This window comes from Micromonospora sp. C28ISP2-4 (genome assembly GCF_030519385.1).
In the GTDB taxonomy this organism is placed as follows: Bacteria; Actinomycetota; Actinomycetes; order Mycobacteriales; family Micromonosporaceae; genus Micromonospora; species Micromonospora tulbaghiae.
Genome location: NZ_JAUMKG010000003.1, coordinates 252,453 through 266,139 on the forward strand (window position 1 = coordinate 252,453; position 13,687 = coordinate 266,139).

Genomic DNA, 13,687 nt, shown 5'->3' on the forward strand with positions numbered 1-13,687 from the left:
CTTCGGCGGCGCGAAGCCGTGCGGACCGTGTCCGTTCGGACCGTGCCCGTTCGGACCGTGCCCGTTGGGCCCGTGTCCGTTCGGCGCGTGCCCGTTGGACCCGTGCCCGCCCGCGCCGAACGGTGCCGCGCCGTCGACAGCGGCCAGCACCAGGCCGTCCCGCCCGGCCCGGTCCGGCCCGCCCTCGGCCGCCCTCCGGCCGGTCCGATCCACGGATGCGGGATCGGCCGGCCGCCACGGCGCGTGCGGGAGGTGCCGGACCAGCGGCAGCGCCTGCTCGACGTACTCGCACAGCAGGTGCGTCGAGACCAGGTGCAGCTCCTGCACCACCTGGCTGTCGGACGACGGCACGGCGAGCGCGTCGTGGCAGAGGTCGGCGAGGGGGTTGGGTGCGGGTCCGGTGAAGGCCCAGGTGCGTAGGCCGGTCTGGTGTGCGGCGTGGGCGGCGGTGAGGAGGTTGGTGCTGGTACCGCTGGTGGTCATGAGGAGGAGGTGGTCGTGGGGTCGGCCGTGGGCGCGTACCTGCCGGGCGAAGGTTTCGTCGTATCCGTAGTCGTTGGCGATGGCGGTGAGGGCGCTGGTTTCGGCGTGCAGGGCGATGGCGGAGAGTGGTTGGCGGTCGTGGCGGAGTTTGCCGACGAGTTCGGCGGTGAGGTGCTGTGCTTCGGCGGCGCTGCCGCCGTTGCCGGCCACCAGCAGCCGGCCGCCCCGGGCCAGCGTCCACGCCAGTTCGGTGCCCCAGGCGGCCAGCCGCTGCGCCTCCCGCCGGTACGGCAGCAGGGCCGCGGCCAGCCCGGTCAGGTGCGTCTCCAGTGGATCGGGTCCGGTCATCACGCCACCGCCGGTGTGGGCCGGGCCGCACTGGTCAGCGCGCCGTAGACCGCGCCGAGCTGCTCGGCGCACCGCTTCCAGGAGTACCGGCTGCGGATGCGGTCGAGCGCGGCGGTGGCGTACGCGAACCGGCGCACGTTGTCGCCGAGCAGCCGGCGCAGCGCGGTGCCGAGCGCGCGGGGATCGCGGGGCGGCACCAGGTCGCCGGTGAGCCCGTCCACCACGCTGTCGGCGATGCCGCCCACGTTCGTGCCGATCACCGGCACGCCGCAGGCCATGCCCTCCAGCGGGGTGAGCCCGAACGGCTCGTACCAGGGGGCGGCCACGAGCACGTCCGCCGACCGGTACCAGGCGCCCATCTCCTCGCGCGGCACGCCGCCGAGCAGCCGTACCCGGTCGGCCACGCCGCACGAGTCGGCGAGCGCGGACAACCGGCGGGCGAACGTGTCGGCGGGCAGCAGGTGGGCGGGCGGGCCGCCGACCACGACGCACTCCGCGTCCGGCACCGCGGGCAGCGCCCGGACCACGTCCAGGAAGCCCTTGCGTTCGACCATCCGCCCGACCGTGAGGATGCGCGGGCGGGCCGGGTCGCGGGGCGCGACCGGGCCGTCCGGGCGGAACACCGCCTCGTTGACGCCGGACGGGACGAGCACCATCCGGGACCGGGGTACGCCCATCCGGACCAGTTCGGCGACCTCGTCCGAGCACTGCACGACGACCCGGTCCACGGCCCGGCCGAGCGCCCGCTCGTAGCCGGCGCGCCCTGGTGGACTGGTGTCCCGGGTGCCCTGGTGGCGGCGCTTCACGGTGCCGAGGGCGTGGTACGTCAGCACCGTCGGCACGCCGGTGCGGCGGCTCGCGTGCACGGTGGCCAGTCCGCTCATCCAGAAGTGCGCGTGCGCCACGTCCGGGGTCCAGCCGCCGCGCCGCCAGGTGTCGGCCAGCCAGCTGCCGAACTCCCCCATGTACGGCAGCAGGTCGTCCTTCGGCACCCGCCGGGCGGGACCGGCCGGCACGTGGCACACCTGGTAGCCGTCCGGCGCGCCGACCACCTCGGGCAGCGTGGGGGAGTCGCGGCGGGTGTAGACGCGGACGTCGTGTCCCGCGCCGGTGAGCGCGGACGCGAGTTCCGCCACGTGCGTGTTCTGGCCGCCCGCGTCCTCCTCGCCGAGGGCGGCGAGTGGGCTGGCGTGCTCGGAAATCATCGCGATGCGCATGTCTCCTCCTCCAGGATCCGGTCCCAGTCGGCGAGGAAGCGGTCCAGACCGAACCGTTCCTTCGCCACCTCGCGTGCCCGTGCGCCGAGCCGGTACGCGGCGTCGGTGTCCTCGGTCAGCCAGCGCGCCGCCTCCACGAGCGTGTCGACGCGGGTGGACAGCACCCCGGCGTCCGGTGGGACGGCGTCCACCGCTTCCGTGGTGGCCAGTGCCACCACGGGCATGCCCATGGTCATGGCCTCGATGAGGCTGAGGCCGAGTGAGGTCCAGCGGCACAGGTGCAGGTACGCGCGTCGTCTGGCGAGTTCGGCGTGCATGGCGTGCTGGGGCAGGTCCTCGTGCCCGGTGACCGGCAGGCCCGGGAAACCCGCCGCGGTGAGCGCGTCCGGCAGCCCGGCCACGCCCATGCCGTACACGTCGAGCGGGGCGACGGCCGCGAAACGCGGCATGAGGTCGGTGCCGGTGACGCGCCACCGGCGTACCGGCTCGTTGGTGACGACGGCGAGGCGGTCGAGTTCCCCGGTCCACTCCACTGCGGGCGGTACGACGCCGTGGTCGACGACTGTGGTGCGGGTGGCGCCGTTGTCCCAGAACAGCTCGTTGAACGCGGTGACGTGCGTGAGCAGCAGGTCGTCGCGGTCGGCCATCGGGTGGCGGGTGTGGGGGACGTCGCCCTTCGGGGTGTTGTGCTCGACGTAGATCGCGGGCACGTCGCGGCCGGGTCGGCGGCCCAGCCACTGCGCGGCCAGGTCGAGTTCCTCGGGGCGTTGCAGGATGACCACGTCGACGTGCGCGTGGCGCAGGTCCTCGGGGGTGATCTCGACGGCGCTGTCCGGCCACGGGTAGGTGCGGGCGCGGCCCAGGCCGTACGGACCCCGGTCCGGGGTGACCGGCACGAGGTAGCGGTGCCGGCCGTGTACGAAGGACGTCGTCCAGGAGCCGTGCACGTGCCACAGCAGTACGTTCATCTCTCTCCTCGGGGGCGACGGTTTGCGGTGCTCGACGGCGTGGCGGCCGGGTCAGCCGGGGGCCAGCGTGCGGACGGCGGCCACCACCGCGCCCGGGTCGACGCCGCTCAGGCACGGATGCCCGGGTATCGGGCAGACGGTGGCGCGGGTGTCCCGGCAGGGCGCTCCCGCGTCACCGAGCCGCACTGTCGGCACCCGGTAGGGCCCCCACTGTCCGAACGGCACAGTGGGCGCGAACAGGCTCACCACCGGCACGCCGAGCGCGGCGGCCAGGTGCGCCGGGCCGGTGTTGCCGACCACCAGGCAACCGGCACCGGTGAGCAGCCGGGCGAGCCCGGCCAGGTCCGTGGTCCCACCCAGGTCCACGCCACCGGCGGCGGCCACCTGGGCGGTCAGCTCCCGTTCGTCCGGCCCGCCGGTCACCAGCACCCGCCGGCCGTCGGCCGCCAGCGCGGCCACGATCCGCGCCCAGCGTTCCGGCGGGCAGGCCCGGGCGGGCACCGACGCGCCGGGGTGCACCACTACGTACCCACCGTCGGACCGGTCCGGGTCGGGCCCGGTCCGCACACGCAGCGCCGGTTCGTCGTGGTCGGGCAGCGCGAAGCCGGCGGCGGCGGCGAGGGACAGGGCGCGTTCGGGTTCGGGTACGCCGGCGGGGACGCGGTGGCGGACGTCGAGCAGGCTGCCGGGGTAGTCGTCGCTGATCGCGCTGATCCGGGGCACGCCGGCCAGGCGCAGCAGCAGGGCCAGGGGCAGGGCGGACTGGTGGAAGGAGGTGAACACGACCGCTTCGTCGGCGCGTACCTCCGCGAGCCGGTCGGTGAGGCGGCGCATGTCGTCCGGGTCCACCGGCGCGGGGGAGCCGTCGATCCAGGGCAGCGGCCACTCGATGATCTCGTCGACGCCGGGCAGCAGTTCGGCGGCGGCCCGGCCGCGTGGCCCGCACAGCAGCACCACCCGCGCCGCGCCGGCCGCTACCGCCCGGATACCCGGCCCGGTCACCAGCACGTCCCCGGCGGAGTCGCTGCGGACCACGAGCACCGTGCCGGTCCGCCGGGGCGTCACCGGCCGGACCGCCCGGGCCCGGCGCAGGACCTCGTCCACCGCGGCGGGCAGGTCCCGGGCCACGGCCGGCGCGGCGGCCACCTCCTCGGGCCGGGTGACAGGGGTGGGCACCAGCACACCCGTGGCGCCGGCGGCGAGCGCGGCGGTCATGTCCCGGCCGATGTCGCCGACGAGCACGCACCGGGACGGCGTGGTGCCGAGCGCGCGCGCTGCCTCGTGCACCAGGCCGGGCGCCGGCTTGCGGCAGGCGCAGCCGTCGCCGTCGTCGTGCGGGCAGATCGCCCAGTGGTCGAACGGGCCCAGCAACTCCTCGACCCGGGCGTGCACGGCACGCATCTGCGCCTCGGTGAACAGGCCCCGGGCCAGGCCGGACTGGTTCGTCACCACCGCCAGCCGCAACCCGGCGGCCCGCAACCGGTCCAGCGCCTCCCGCGCGCCGGGCACCGGCCGTACCTTCTCCGGGTCGCCGTTGTACGGCACGTCCTCCACCAGCGTGCCGTCACGGTCCAGCAGCACCGCGTCGTACAGGCCGCGCCGCAGGTCGGTGGCGGACATCAGCGGCCGTCCCCGGCCGGGACGGCGCGGGCGCGCCACCAGCCGCGTACCCAGTGGATCGTCGCCGTCGGCGGGATGAGCGCGCTGGTGACGAGCATGGTGGCGACCTCGTCCGGGGTGCGCGGACCGGGCGCGATCCGGGCCCTGGCGAACTCGGCGGTCCCGGCCGCCCATCCGAGCGCGGACAGCGCGCCGGCCACGCCGAGTGCCCGCCGCGCCGGGTGCCGGACGGCGGCGCGTGCCGCGACGGCGGCGAGCGCCAGCGCTCCGGCGGCGGTGATCGCCGTGTGCCGGGGCCGCCGCCCCGGCGGCAGGTCCAGTTCGGTGCGCCAGCGGCGGCCGTAGCGGCGGCGCAGCAACGCGTCGTCGGCGTTGCCGCGCTGGGTGCGCAGGCTGACCCAGCGGCTCTCCGGGCGCACCGGGTGGGTCACCCGGCGTGTGCCGCGCACCAGCTCCCACCCGGCGCGGCGGACCCGGTGCGCCAGCTCGGCGTCCTCCCGGTAGGCGCGCGGGAACCGCTCGTCGAACCCGCCGACGGCGGCGAGCGCGGCCCTCCGGTACGCCATGTCCGCGGTGATCCACCGCCCGTCGGCCAGCCCGGCGGTGCCGCGTTCCCAGTCGGTGGGGCGCCGGTGCGCCGGCAGCGGCACCTCCACCACGCCCTGCACGCCGCCGGCCCGGCCGGGCACGGCCAGGTCGGCGCGCAGCCGCGCCGCCCAGTCCGGCGCCGGCACCACGTCGTCGTCGAGGAAGACCACCCATTCGCCCCGGGCCGCGCGCCAGCCCAGGTTGCGGGCGGCCGCCGGGCCCGCGCCGCGCCCGGTCAGCACCTTCGTGTACGCGGTCAGCGCCCCCGGCACGGCCAGCTCCCCGGCGCCCTCGCCCCGGTCGTCGACCAGCAGCAGCTCGTAGTCCGTCGTCTCGTCGCGTCTCTTCCCGCCCAGTTGCGCGGCGAGCGCGTCCAGCAGGGCGGCCAGGCTGGGGCGGCCCAGTGTGGGAACGACCAGGCTGATCACCGGTCACCGCCGAGTGCCCGGCGGCGCACGGCGAACGGGCCGAGCGCGAGCAGGTCGACAGGCGCGGAGCCGAACAGCTCCATCGCCTCGCGCGGCGTGTCCACCATGGGCCGCCCGGCGGTGTTCAGCGACGTGTTCACCACGACCGGCAGGCCGGTACGCCGCTCGAACTCGGCCAGCATCTCGGCCACCAGCGGCTCGGTCTCCGCGTGCACGGTCTGCACCCGGGCCGTGCCGTCCACGTGGGTGACCGCCGGGATGCGGTCCCGCCACTGCGGCTTCACCCGGTGCACGAACAGCATGTACGGGCTCGGGTACACGCCCTCGAACACGTCCGGGAAGCGTTCCGCGCGCACCATCGGGGCGATCGGACGGAACTGCTCCCGGCCCTTCACGTCGTTCATCCGGCGGGTGGTGTCCCGGTCGCCGGGGTGGGCGAGCAGCGACCGGTGGCCGAGCGCGCGCGGGCCGTACTCGCTGCGTCCCTGGTACCAGGCGACGATGCCGTTGCCGGCGAGCACCTCCGCCGCCTCGGCGGCGATCGACTCCGGCCGGGTGTACGGCAGCGCCGCGCGCCGCAGCTCCGCCTCCAGTTCCTCGTCGGACCAGCCCCGGCCCAGGTCCACCCCGGACATCGGGGCGGTACGGTCGCCGAGTTCGCCGGCGACGTGCAGCGCCGCGCCGAGCGCCGTGCCCGCGTCGCCGGCGGCCGGCTGCACCCACACGTCGCGGTACGGGCCCTCGGCGGCGATCCGCGCGTTCGCCACGCAGTTCAGCGCCACCCCGCCGGCCATCGCGAGCGTGCGTGCGCCGCCGGAGGCGTCGTACAGCCAACGGGCCAGGTCGAGCACTACTTCCTCCAGCCGCCGCTGCACGCTGGCGGCCAGGTCGGCGTGTGCCTCGCCCAGTTCCGTACCGGCCTCGACGCGCTTGGCCAGGCCCGCCCAGTCGATCGGCTCGATCCGGAAGCCGCCGTCGTCGGTGACCCGGACCAGCTCGCGCAGCGCGTCCAGGTGCTTCGGCGTGCCGTACGAGGCCAGCGCCATCACCTTGTACTCGTCGCTGGAGTGCAGGAAACCCAGGTGCCGGGTCAGGTCCTCGTAGAGCAGGCCGAGCGAGTGGGGGAGTTCCTGCGAGCGCAGCGGCGACAGCCGCCCGTCCCGGTAGACCCCGGCCAGGTGGCTGGCGACCTCGCCCCGGCCGTCGAGCACCAGCACCGCGGTGTCGTCACCGGCCGGTGGTGCGGCCAGCCCGGCGGACGCGGCGTGCGCCACGTGGTGCGGTACGAACCGCACCTTCTCCGGGTCGAGGCCGGGCAGCGCGGCGGCGAGGAACTGCGGCGCCCGGCGCGCGTAGTCCACCCGCAGCCCGTCCCACGGGTCGGCCAGCCCCAGCTCGGCCGCGTCGCGGCACAGGCCGGGATCGAAGGAGTACGCGACCGCGTCGAGCCGGTCGACGTCGATGCCCGCACTGGCCAGGCACCATGCGGCGGACAACTCGGGCAGTTCCCACGCGGAGAACGGCACCGGCCGTTTGCCGTGCTTGCGGCGGCTGAACCGCTCCTCTTCGGCGGCGGCCACCACCCGGCCGTCGACCACCAGGGCGGCGGCCGGGTCGTGGAAGATCGCGTTGATGCCAAGGACGCGCATGGGAGGACCCCTACCCTCGTGATCCGCCCCTAACCTGTAGATCATCGACTTCTCTGCGGGCCCGCCGCCTCCGCTGTGGAGGCTCCCGGGTCCTGGCCAGGGCATCGACGCGCGTCCCCGTGGTGAAAAACGGGTCTGCCGAAGTCCTGTTTCGCGACAGGGCCGGCCTCAACCCGGCAGCATGCCGGGGCCGAACACCTCGTAGGCGATCCGCTCGGCCGGCACACCCCGGCGCAGCAGGTCGGCCCGGACCAGGTTCATGAACGCGACCGGGCCGCACAGGTGCGCGGCCACGCCGGCGGGCAGCGGGAGCCGGTCCGGTTCGATCAGCCCGGCGGACACCTCCGCCTTCAGGCCGGGCAGGTCGGCCCCGGCGGCGTCGAGATACCAGAGGTGGACGGTCAGGTTCGGCAGCCGCTGCTGGAGCGCGGGGAGTTCCGCGCGCAGCGCGTGCGCCTCGGCGTCACGGTCGGCGTGCGCCAGCGTCACCTGCCGTCGGGGGTCCCGGTCGGCCAGGTGGGCCAGCGCCGCCATCGCCGGGGTGAGCCCGATGCCGGCGCTGACCAGCAGCAGTGGCCCGTCGCCGCCGGTGGCGTCGACCTCGCCGAACGCCGGGCTGAGCCGTAGCGTGTCGCCGACGGACACCCGGTCGTGCAGGTGATTGGAGACCATGCCGTCGGGCGCGCCGTCCGCGCCGCGTACCCGCTTCACGGTGATCCGCCACTCCTCGGCGCCGGGACGGCCGGAGAGGCTGTACTGCCGGATCTGCTGCCCGCGGCCGCCGTCCAGGTCGACGGCGACCGACACGTACCGGCCGGGGGTGAAGCCGGGCGCGGCGCCGCCGCCGGCCGGCGCGAGGGTGAGCGAGACGACGTCGGCGCTCTCCCTGGTGCGGCCGGTCACCCGCCAGTCCTGCCACACCGGGCCGCCCTCGGGTACGCCGGCGCCGGCGTAGAGCCGCGCCTCGCGGGCGATCAGCTCGCAGGCCAGCAGCCAGTAGACCTCGTCCCAGGCGGCGGCCACCTCCGGGGTGACCGCGTCGCCGAGCACCTCGCCGACCGCGGCGAGCAGGTGCCGCCCGACGATCGGGTACTGGGTGGCGGTGATGCCGAGCGAGGCGTGCTTGTGCGCGATCCGGTCCAGGACCGGGCCCCACGGCATGCCGGCGTCGCCGGTCAGGTGCGCCGCGTACGCGACCACAGCCGACGCGAGCGCGGCCTTCTGCGCCCCGGTGGCCTGGTTGCCCCGGTTGAACAGGTCGAGCAGGTCCGGGTGGGCGTCGAACATCCGCTGGTAGAAACGGCCGGTGATGGCCTCGCCGTGCGCCCGCACGACGGGCAGGGTGGCGGTCACGACCGCTGCTGAGGATTCCGAGAGCACGACCGAATCTCCTTCCGGGGCTCGAACAGGTCGATGCCCACGAAACAGGATTTCTTGATTCGTCTTTTAGGGCCGAAGGTCCCGGGGAGGCGGTGGCATGGATCACTGTGAATCTGCTGGTGTCCTGGACGGCGCCGAGTGGCTAGGGTCGGTGCGTGAGGCTCAACCGGTCGACCGACATGGCGCTGCGGATCGCCATGCTGGCCGCCGCGTCCCCGGTCCGGGCCACAGTCGACGAACTCGCCACCCGGCTCGTGCTGCCCCGCAGCCACGTCGCCAAGGTGGTGCAGTGGCTGCAACGCACCGGCGTCCTGGTGACCATCCGGGGCCGCTCCGGCGGCGTGGCCTTCGCCGAGCACGCCGCGGACATCACAGTCGGCCAGGTGGTCCGCGCCTTCGAGGGCGACGGCGAGGTGGTCGACTGCGCCCAGCCGGTCTGCCCGCTGATCGCGGAGTGCCGGCTGCGCGGTGAGCTGCGTCGCGCGCAGGCCGCGTTCCTCGCCGTGCTCGACGGGGTACGCCTCGGCGACCTGGTCGACGGATCCGCCGGCCCGCTCCTGCTCAGCCTCGGCGCGCCACCGGCCGGTCGCTGATGGCCGTCTCCCATCCGATCTTCTCCCGGCTCTTCGCCCGCGCCAGCGTCGCCATGGACCAGGCCGGCATGGCCGAGCACCGCGCCCGCCTGGTCGCCGGACTGCGCGGCCGGGTGGTCGAGGTCGGCGCCGGCAACGGTCGCAACCTCGCGCACTATCCACCGGGCGTGACCCGGGTGGTCGCCGTCGAACCGGAACCACGCCTGCGTGCCCTGGCCCGCGCCGCCGCACCCGGCGCCCCGGCCCCTGTGACAGTCGCCGCCGGCCTCGCCGAGGCGCTGCCGGTCGCCGACGGCGCCGCCGACGCGGTGGTGCTGTCGCTCGTGCTCTGCTCGGTGCCGGACCAGGCCGTAGCGCTGCGCGAGGCACGCCGGGTGCTGCGGCCCGGCGGCGAACTGCGCTTCTACGAACACGTGGTGGCCGAGACCTCCGGCCTGCGCCGCGCCCAGCGCCTGGCCGACGCCACGCTCTGGCCGCTGTTCTGCGCCGGTTGCCACACCGCCCGGGACACGGTGGCCGCGATCCGGGCCGCCGGTTTCGAGGTGACCGGACTGGACCGGTTCCGCTTCCCGCCGACCGGACTGCCCGCCCCGGCCTCGCCGCACGTGCTCGGCACCGCGATCCGGGCCTGACGCCGGACCGGGGCCGGGCTCGCGTTCCGGCCGGGCTCGGTCGGCGCCCCCCGGGGGTGCGGGGGCGCCGACCGGCGCGGTCAGCTCACACTCACCGTGCCGTCCGGGGCGCGGACACAGGAGACGGTACGAGCACCCGTCGCCGCCGCCCCGGCCAGGCACCGGCCGAGCACCTTGTGCCCGGCGGCACTCGGGTGCCACGACTCCTGGCAGGTCTGGAAGTACGTGCCGCAGGCGTTGGCGATCCGCTGGATGTCGAGCTTGTCGTACCCGGAGAGGCTGGTGACGAACGTGCCGGTCGGGCCGTCCATCAGCCGGATCGGCGTGGCCAGGGCGTTGCCCGGGCTGCCTGTCGACTCGCAGAGCCGGGCGCCGTCGAAGGCGCGCTGCACGTTCAGGTAGACCAGGTCGTCCTGCGGGAACTCGGCGGCGAGCGTGCCGCGTACCGAGCTGACGAGCGTGCCGAGCCCCTGCGAGAAGCGGTGCCCGGGCGCCAGGCTGGCCCGGTGGATCGGGCAGCCGGCCGCGTACCGCTCGGCGCCCAGCGCACGGAACTTGTCCCGGGTGTCGTCGCGGCTGTCCTCGGTCCAGTAGCTCTGGTCCAGCTCGAACGGCAGCGGGTTGGTGTAGTCCTGGAACACCACGCGGTGCTGGCCGTCGGCGTCGATCTCGTCCAGCGTGGCCAGCAGCTGCCGCAGCGCCGTCGTGGTCTCCGCGGTGGCGGCGGTGAACTGCGCGGCCGTGCCCAGGTCGGCGTCGGTGCACGGCTTCTGCTCCACCGGCCCGCCCAGGTACGCCCAGAACTCCCACCAGCCCGTCCACGCGTCGGCGATGAACCGGTTGGCGCACTTCTCCGCCACGCTGCCGAAGGTGAACGAGCTGTTGTTCGAGCCGAGGCCGACGAGCACCAGGTCGATGTCGTGGGTCCGGGCCACCGACCGGAGCTGGTCGAGCTGGGCGGCCACCTGCCGCCCCTTGGCCCGCGTCGACGAGGCGTTGGCGATGTCGTACGGCTGGCCGCCCGAGCAGGCCAGGTTGAACCGGGCGGAGATGCCCGGCAGGCTCGCCTGGAACAGCGAGGCGTTCGGCGAGCGGTGGCAGAAGTAGGCGTTCGCGTTGGCGGCGGACCAGCCGGGGAAGCCCTGCGCCACCCCGTTGACGTCCACCACCGGCGCGTACGCCCCGGCGCCCTCACCGCTGATGAAGCTGTCTCCCAGCGCCACCGCGGCGGTGGGCAGCGCGGCGGCGGCCGGCCGGGCGGGCGCCGCGGCGGCGGGTAACGCCACCGTGGCGAGCGCCAGCGCCGCCGCGAGCACGGAACGACGGAACACGGACATGCCCGACCTCCCAGACATCGAAATGTGAAAGATTCTTCAGGGGGGCGATCAGATCACGTGCGTGTGACGGACGTCAATGGTCGGACACCTCGGATCCCCGGTCGCGGACCTGGCCGGGGAAGACATCCGGCGCCCGGGTCGTTGTGCCGCCTGGACCCCGCCCGTCCCGCCGGGCCGCCGTATCCGGCCGCGACGTGGACCCGGCCGGCAGGCCGATCGCGCAACGCACCGCCCCGGTGCCGCCGACCTGTCGGGGCACCCGGCTAGGCTCGCTGCGGCGCGCCGCGCCCGGCGATCATCGTGGGGGGTTCACACGGTGAACGGCACCACACCGCCGAGACCTGGGAGTACGACCAGTTGACCGCACAGCCTGACACCCTCTACGGGGCCGACGACCTGACGCATCTGGAGGGCCTCGACGCCGTCCGCAAGCGCCCGGGCATGTACATCGGCTCGACCGACAGCCGTGGCGTGGGTCACCTCGTCAACGAGATCCTCGACAACTCGACCGACGAGGGTGTCGCCGGTCACGCCACCACTGTCGACGTGTTCCTGCACGCCGACGGGTCGGTCCAGGTCGACGACGACGGCCGGGGCATCCCCACCGACGTGCACGCCAAGTCCGGCATCTCCGGCGTCGAGCTGGTGCTGACCCGCCTGCACGCGGGCGGCAAGTTCGGCGGCTCCGGCTACAAGACCTCCGGCGGCCTGCACGGCGTCGGCGCGTCGGCGGTCAACGCGCTGTCCCGCCGCTTCGACGTCACCGTCCGGCGCGGCGGCAAGGTCCACGCCATGTCGTTCCGCCACGGCGTGCCGGGCGTCTTCGACGGCGACGGCCCGGACGCGCCGTTCACCCCCGGCCCCGGCCTGCAGATCGTCGGCGCGATGAAGCGCGGCCAGCGCACCGGCACCTCGATCCGCTGGTGGCACGACCCGCGCTACTTCGAGACCGGCGCCGCGCTCGACACCGAGGCGGTCCGGCTCAAGCTGCGCAACACCGCCTTCCTCGTCCCCGGCGTGGCCTACCGGCTGCGCGACGAGACCGGCGAGGAACCGGTCGAGGAGCGCTTCCACTTCCCCGACGGGCTCACCGACATGGTGGAATACCTCGCCCCGGCCGGCGACCGGCCGGTCTCCGGCACGCTGCTGGTCACCGGCGAGGGCACCTACCGGGAGAACGCCGCCGACGCCAACGGCGTCATGCAGTCCAACGTGCAGCGCCGCGCCGAGGTCGAGGTGGCGTTCCGCTGGGGCACCGGTTACGAGCGCACCGTCGAGTGCTTCACCAACACCATCCGCAACGCCCACGGCGGCACCCACCGCAAGGGCTTCGAGCGGGCGCTGGCCCGTACCCTCGCCGAGGCCGCCCGCAACGCCCGCGGCCTGCTCAAGCCCAAGGAGGACGCGCCCACCCTGGACGACGTCCTGGAGGGCATGACCGCGGTGGTGCACGTGCGCATCCCCGAGCCGCAGTTCACCTCGCAGACCAAGGACGAGCTGTCCACCGCGGGCATCACCAATGTGCTCCAGGGCCTGGTCGAGGCACACCTGAAGAGCTGGCTGGACGACCGCCGCACCAAGGCCGAGGCCCGTACGGTGCTCCAGAAGATCGTCGACGCGGCCCGGGTCCGGCTGACCCAGAAGCAGCAGAAGGACGCCGCCCGCCGCAAGACCGCGCTGGAGGGCGCGGCCATGCCGGCCAAGCTCGTCGACTGCCGCGCCACCGGCGTGGAGCGCAGCGAGCTGTTCATCGTGGAGGGCGACAGCGCGTTGGGGACGAGCCGCATGGCCCGCTCGTCGGAATACCAGGCGCTGCTGCCGATCCGCGGCAAGATCCTCAACGTGCAGAAGGCCAACCTCCAGCAGGTGCTGGACAACGCCGAGTGCGCCGCGATCGTGCAGGTGCTCGGCGCCGGCTCCGGGCGCACGTTCGACCTGTCCGCGCTGCGGTACGGCCGGGTGCTCATCATGGCCGACGCGGACGTCGACGGCGCACACATCCGTACCCTGCTGATCACGCTGTTCGCCCGCTACATGCGGCCGCTGATCGAGGCCGGTCGGCTCTACGCGGCGATGCCGCCCCTGCACAAGATCACCACGAAGGGGCGCAACCCGCAGACCGTCTACACCTACACCCAGGCCGAGATGGAGGCGACGGTCCGCAAGCTGGAGAAGGCCGGCAAGCAGATCGTCACGCCGATCCCGCGCTTCAAGGGCCTCGGTGAGATGGACGCCGACGAGCTGTGGGAGACCACCATGAACCCGGCCACCCGGGCGGTCCGCCGCATCACGCTCGACGACGTCGAGGCCGCCGAGCGGATCCTCGAACTGCTGATGGGGGAGAAGGTCGAGCCCCGCCGCAACTGGCTGATCGACTCCGCCGACCGGGTCGACCGCGACGCCATCGACGCCTGACCAACGGGTTCTTCTCGGAAGGAAACCGC

At 74.6% G+C, this 13,687-nt stretch carries 10 protein-coding genes and 1 pseudogene; 3 read left to right on the forward strand and 8 right to left on the reverse strand.

Annotated elements, in window-relative coordinates; genetic code table 11:
• Positions 1-264: 264 nt before the first annotated feature.
• The 7 genes and pseudogenes from Q3W68_RS14500 to Q3W68_RS14530 form a co-directional block, all read right to left on the reverse strand.
• A pseudogene (locus tag Q3W68_RS14500) lies at positions 265-831 on the reverse strand (SIS domain-containing protein); the annotation flags it as partial.
• On the reverse strand, positions 831-2,048 hold the full coding sequence (locus tag Q3W68_RS14505) for a glycosyltransferase (RefSeq protein WP_302905922.1): 1,218 nt from the start codon (positions 2,046-2,048) through the stop codon (positions 831-833). The gene Q3W68_RS14505 and the pseudogene Q3W68_RS14500, both read right to left, overlap by 1 nt.
• A complete protein-coding gene (locus tag Q3W68_RS14510; protein WP_302905923.1) occupies positions 2,033-3,016 on the reverse strand; it encodes a glycosyltransferase in 984 nt (327 codons plus the stop codon). The genes Q3W68_RS14505 and Q3W68_RS14510 overlap by 16 nt, the downstream gene beginning before the upstream one ends.
• A 51-nt stretch (positions 3,017-3,067) precedes the next feature.
• Complete coding sequence (locus Q3W68_RS14515; RefSeq protein WP_302905924.1) at positions 3,068-4,636, reverse strand: HAD-IIIA family hydrolase; 1,569 nt, start codon at positions 4,634-4,636, stop codon at positions 3,068-3,070.
• Positions 4,636-5,652 (reverse strand): glycosyltransferase family 2 protein, encoded by a 1,017-nt coding sequence (locus Q3W68_RS14520; RefSeq protein ID WP_302905925.1) that lies wholly within the window; start codon positions 5,650-5,652, stop codon positions 4,636-4,638. Before Q3W68_RS14520 ends, Q3W68_RS14515 begins: the two co-directional genes overlap by 1 nt.
• Positions 5,649-7,301 carry a carbamoyltransferase C-terminal domain-containing protein gene (locus Q3W68_RS14525; RefSeq protein WP_302905926.1) on the reverse strand — a complete coding sequence of 551 codons (1,653 nt, stop codon included), beginning with the start codon at positions 7,299-7,301 and terminating at the stop codon, positions 5,649-5,651. Before Q3W68_RS14525 ends, Q3W68_RS14520 begins: the two co-directional genes overlap by 4 nt.
• A gap of 168 nt (positions 7,302-7,469) precedes the next feature.
• On the reverse strand, positions 7,470-8,681 hold the full coding sequence (locus Q3W68_RS14530) for a globin domain-containing protein (protein ID WP_302905927.1): 1,212 nt from the start codon (positions 8,679-8,681) through the stop codon (positions 7,470-7,472).
• Between the two features lie 155 nt (positions 8,682-8,836).
• Here Q3W68_RS14530 and Q3W68_RS14535 point away from each other — a divergent pair, with 155 nt between their 5' ends.
• Together Q3W68_RS14535 and Q3W68_RS14540 are read left to right on the forward strand one after the other, a co-directional pair.
• Complete coding sequence (locus Q3W68_RS14535; protein WP_302905928.1) at positions 8,837-9,274, forward strand: Rrf2 family transcriptional regulator; 438 nt, start codon at positions 8,837-8,839, stop codon at positions 9,272-9,274.
• Positions 9,274-9,906, forward strand: coding sequence for a class I SAM-dependent methyltransferase (locus Q3W68_RS14540; RefSeq protein ID WP_302905929.1), 633 nt, complete (start codon positions 9,274-9,276; stop codon positions 9,904-9,906). Before Q3W68_RS14535 ends, Q3W68_RS14540 begins: the two co-directional genes overlap by 1 nt.
• 80 nt (positions 9,907-9,986) lie before the next feature.
• On the opposite strand, the gene Q3W68_RS14545 is transcribed toward Q3W68_RS14540, so the two are convergent.
• Complete coding sequence (locus tag Q3W68_RS14545) at positions 9,987-11,243, reverse strand: hypothetical protein (protein ID WP_302905930.1); 1,257 nt, start codon at positions 11,241-11,243, stop codon at positions 9,987-9,989.
• Between the two features lie 300 nt (positions 11,244-11,543).
• On the opposite strand from Q3W68_RS14545, the gene Q3W68_RS14550 reads away from it, so the two are divergent.
• A complete protein-coding gene (locus Q3W68_RS14550) occupies positions 11,544-13,658 on the forward strand; it encodes a type IIA DNA topoisomerase subunit B (protein ID WP_302905931.1) in 2,115 nt (704 codons plus the stop codon).
• Positions 13,659-13,687: the final 29 nt, after the last annotated feature.

Bases quoted from the DNA above. Each gene is read 5' to 3' on its own strand.
- Q3W68_RS14525 (WP_302905926.1), bottom strand. From the start codon at position 7,301: ATGCGCGTCCTTGGCATCAACGCGATCTTCCACGACCCGGCCGCCGCC.
- Q3W68_RS14540 (WP_302905929.1), top strand. From the start codon at position 9,274: ATGGCCGTCTCCCATCCGATCTTCTCCCGGCTCTTCGCCCGCGCCAGC.
- Q3W68_RS14505 (WP_302905922.1), bottom strand. From the start codon at position 2,048: ATGCGCATCGCGATGATTTCCGAGCACGCCAGCCCACTCGCCGCCCTC.
- Q3W68_RS14515 (WP_302905924.1), bottom strand. From the start codon at position 4,636: ATGTCCGCCACCGACCTGCGGCGCGGCCTGTACGACGCGGTGCTGCTG.
- Q3W68_RS14545 (WP_302905930.1), bottom strand. From the start codon at position 11,243: ATGTCCGTGTTCCGTCGTTCCGTGCTCGCGGCGGCGCTGGCGCTCGCC.
- Q3W68_RS14510 (WP_302905923.1), bottom strand. From the start codon at position 3,016: ATGAACGTACTGCTGTGGCACGTGCACGGCTCCTGGACGACGTCCTTC.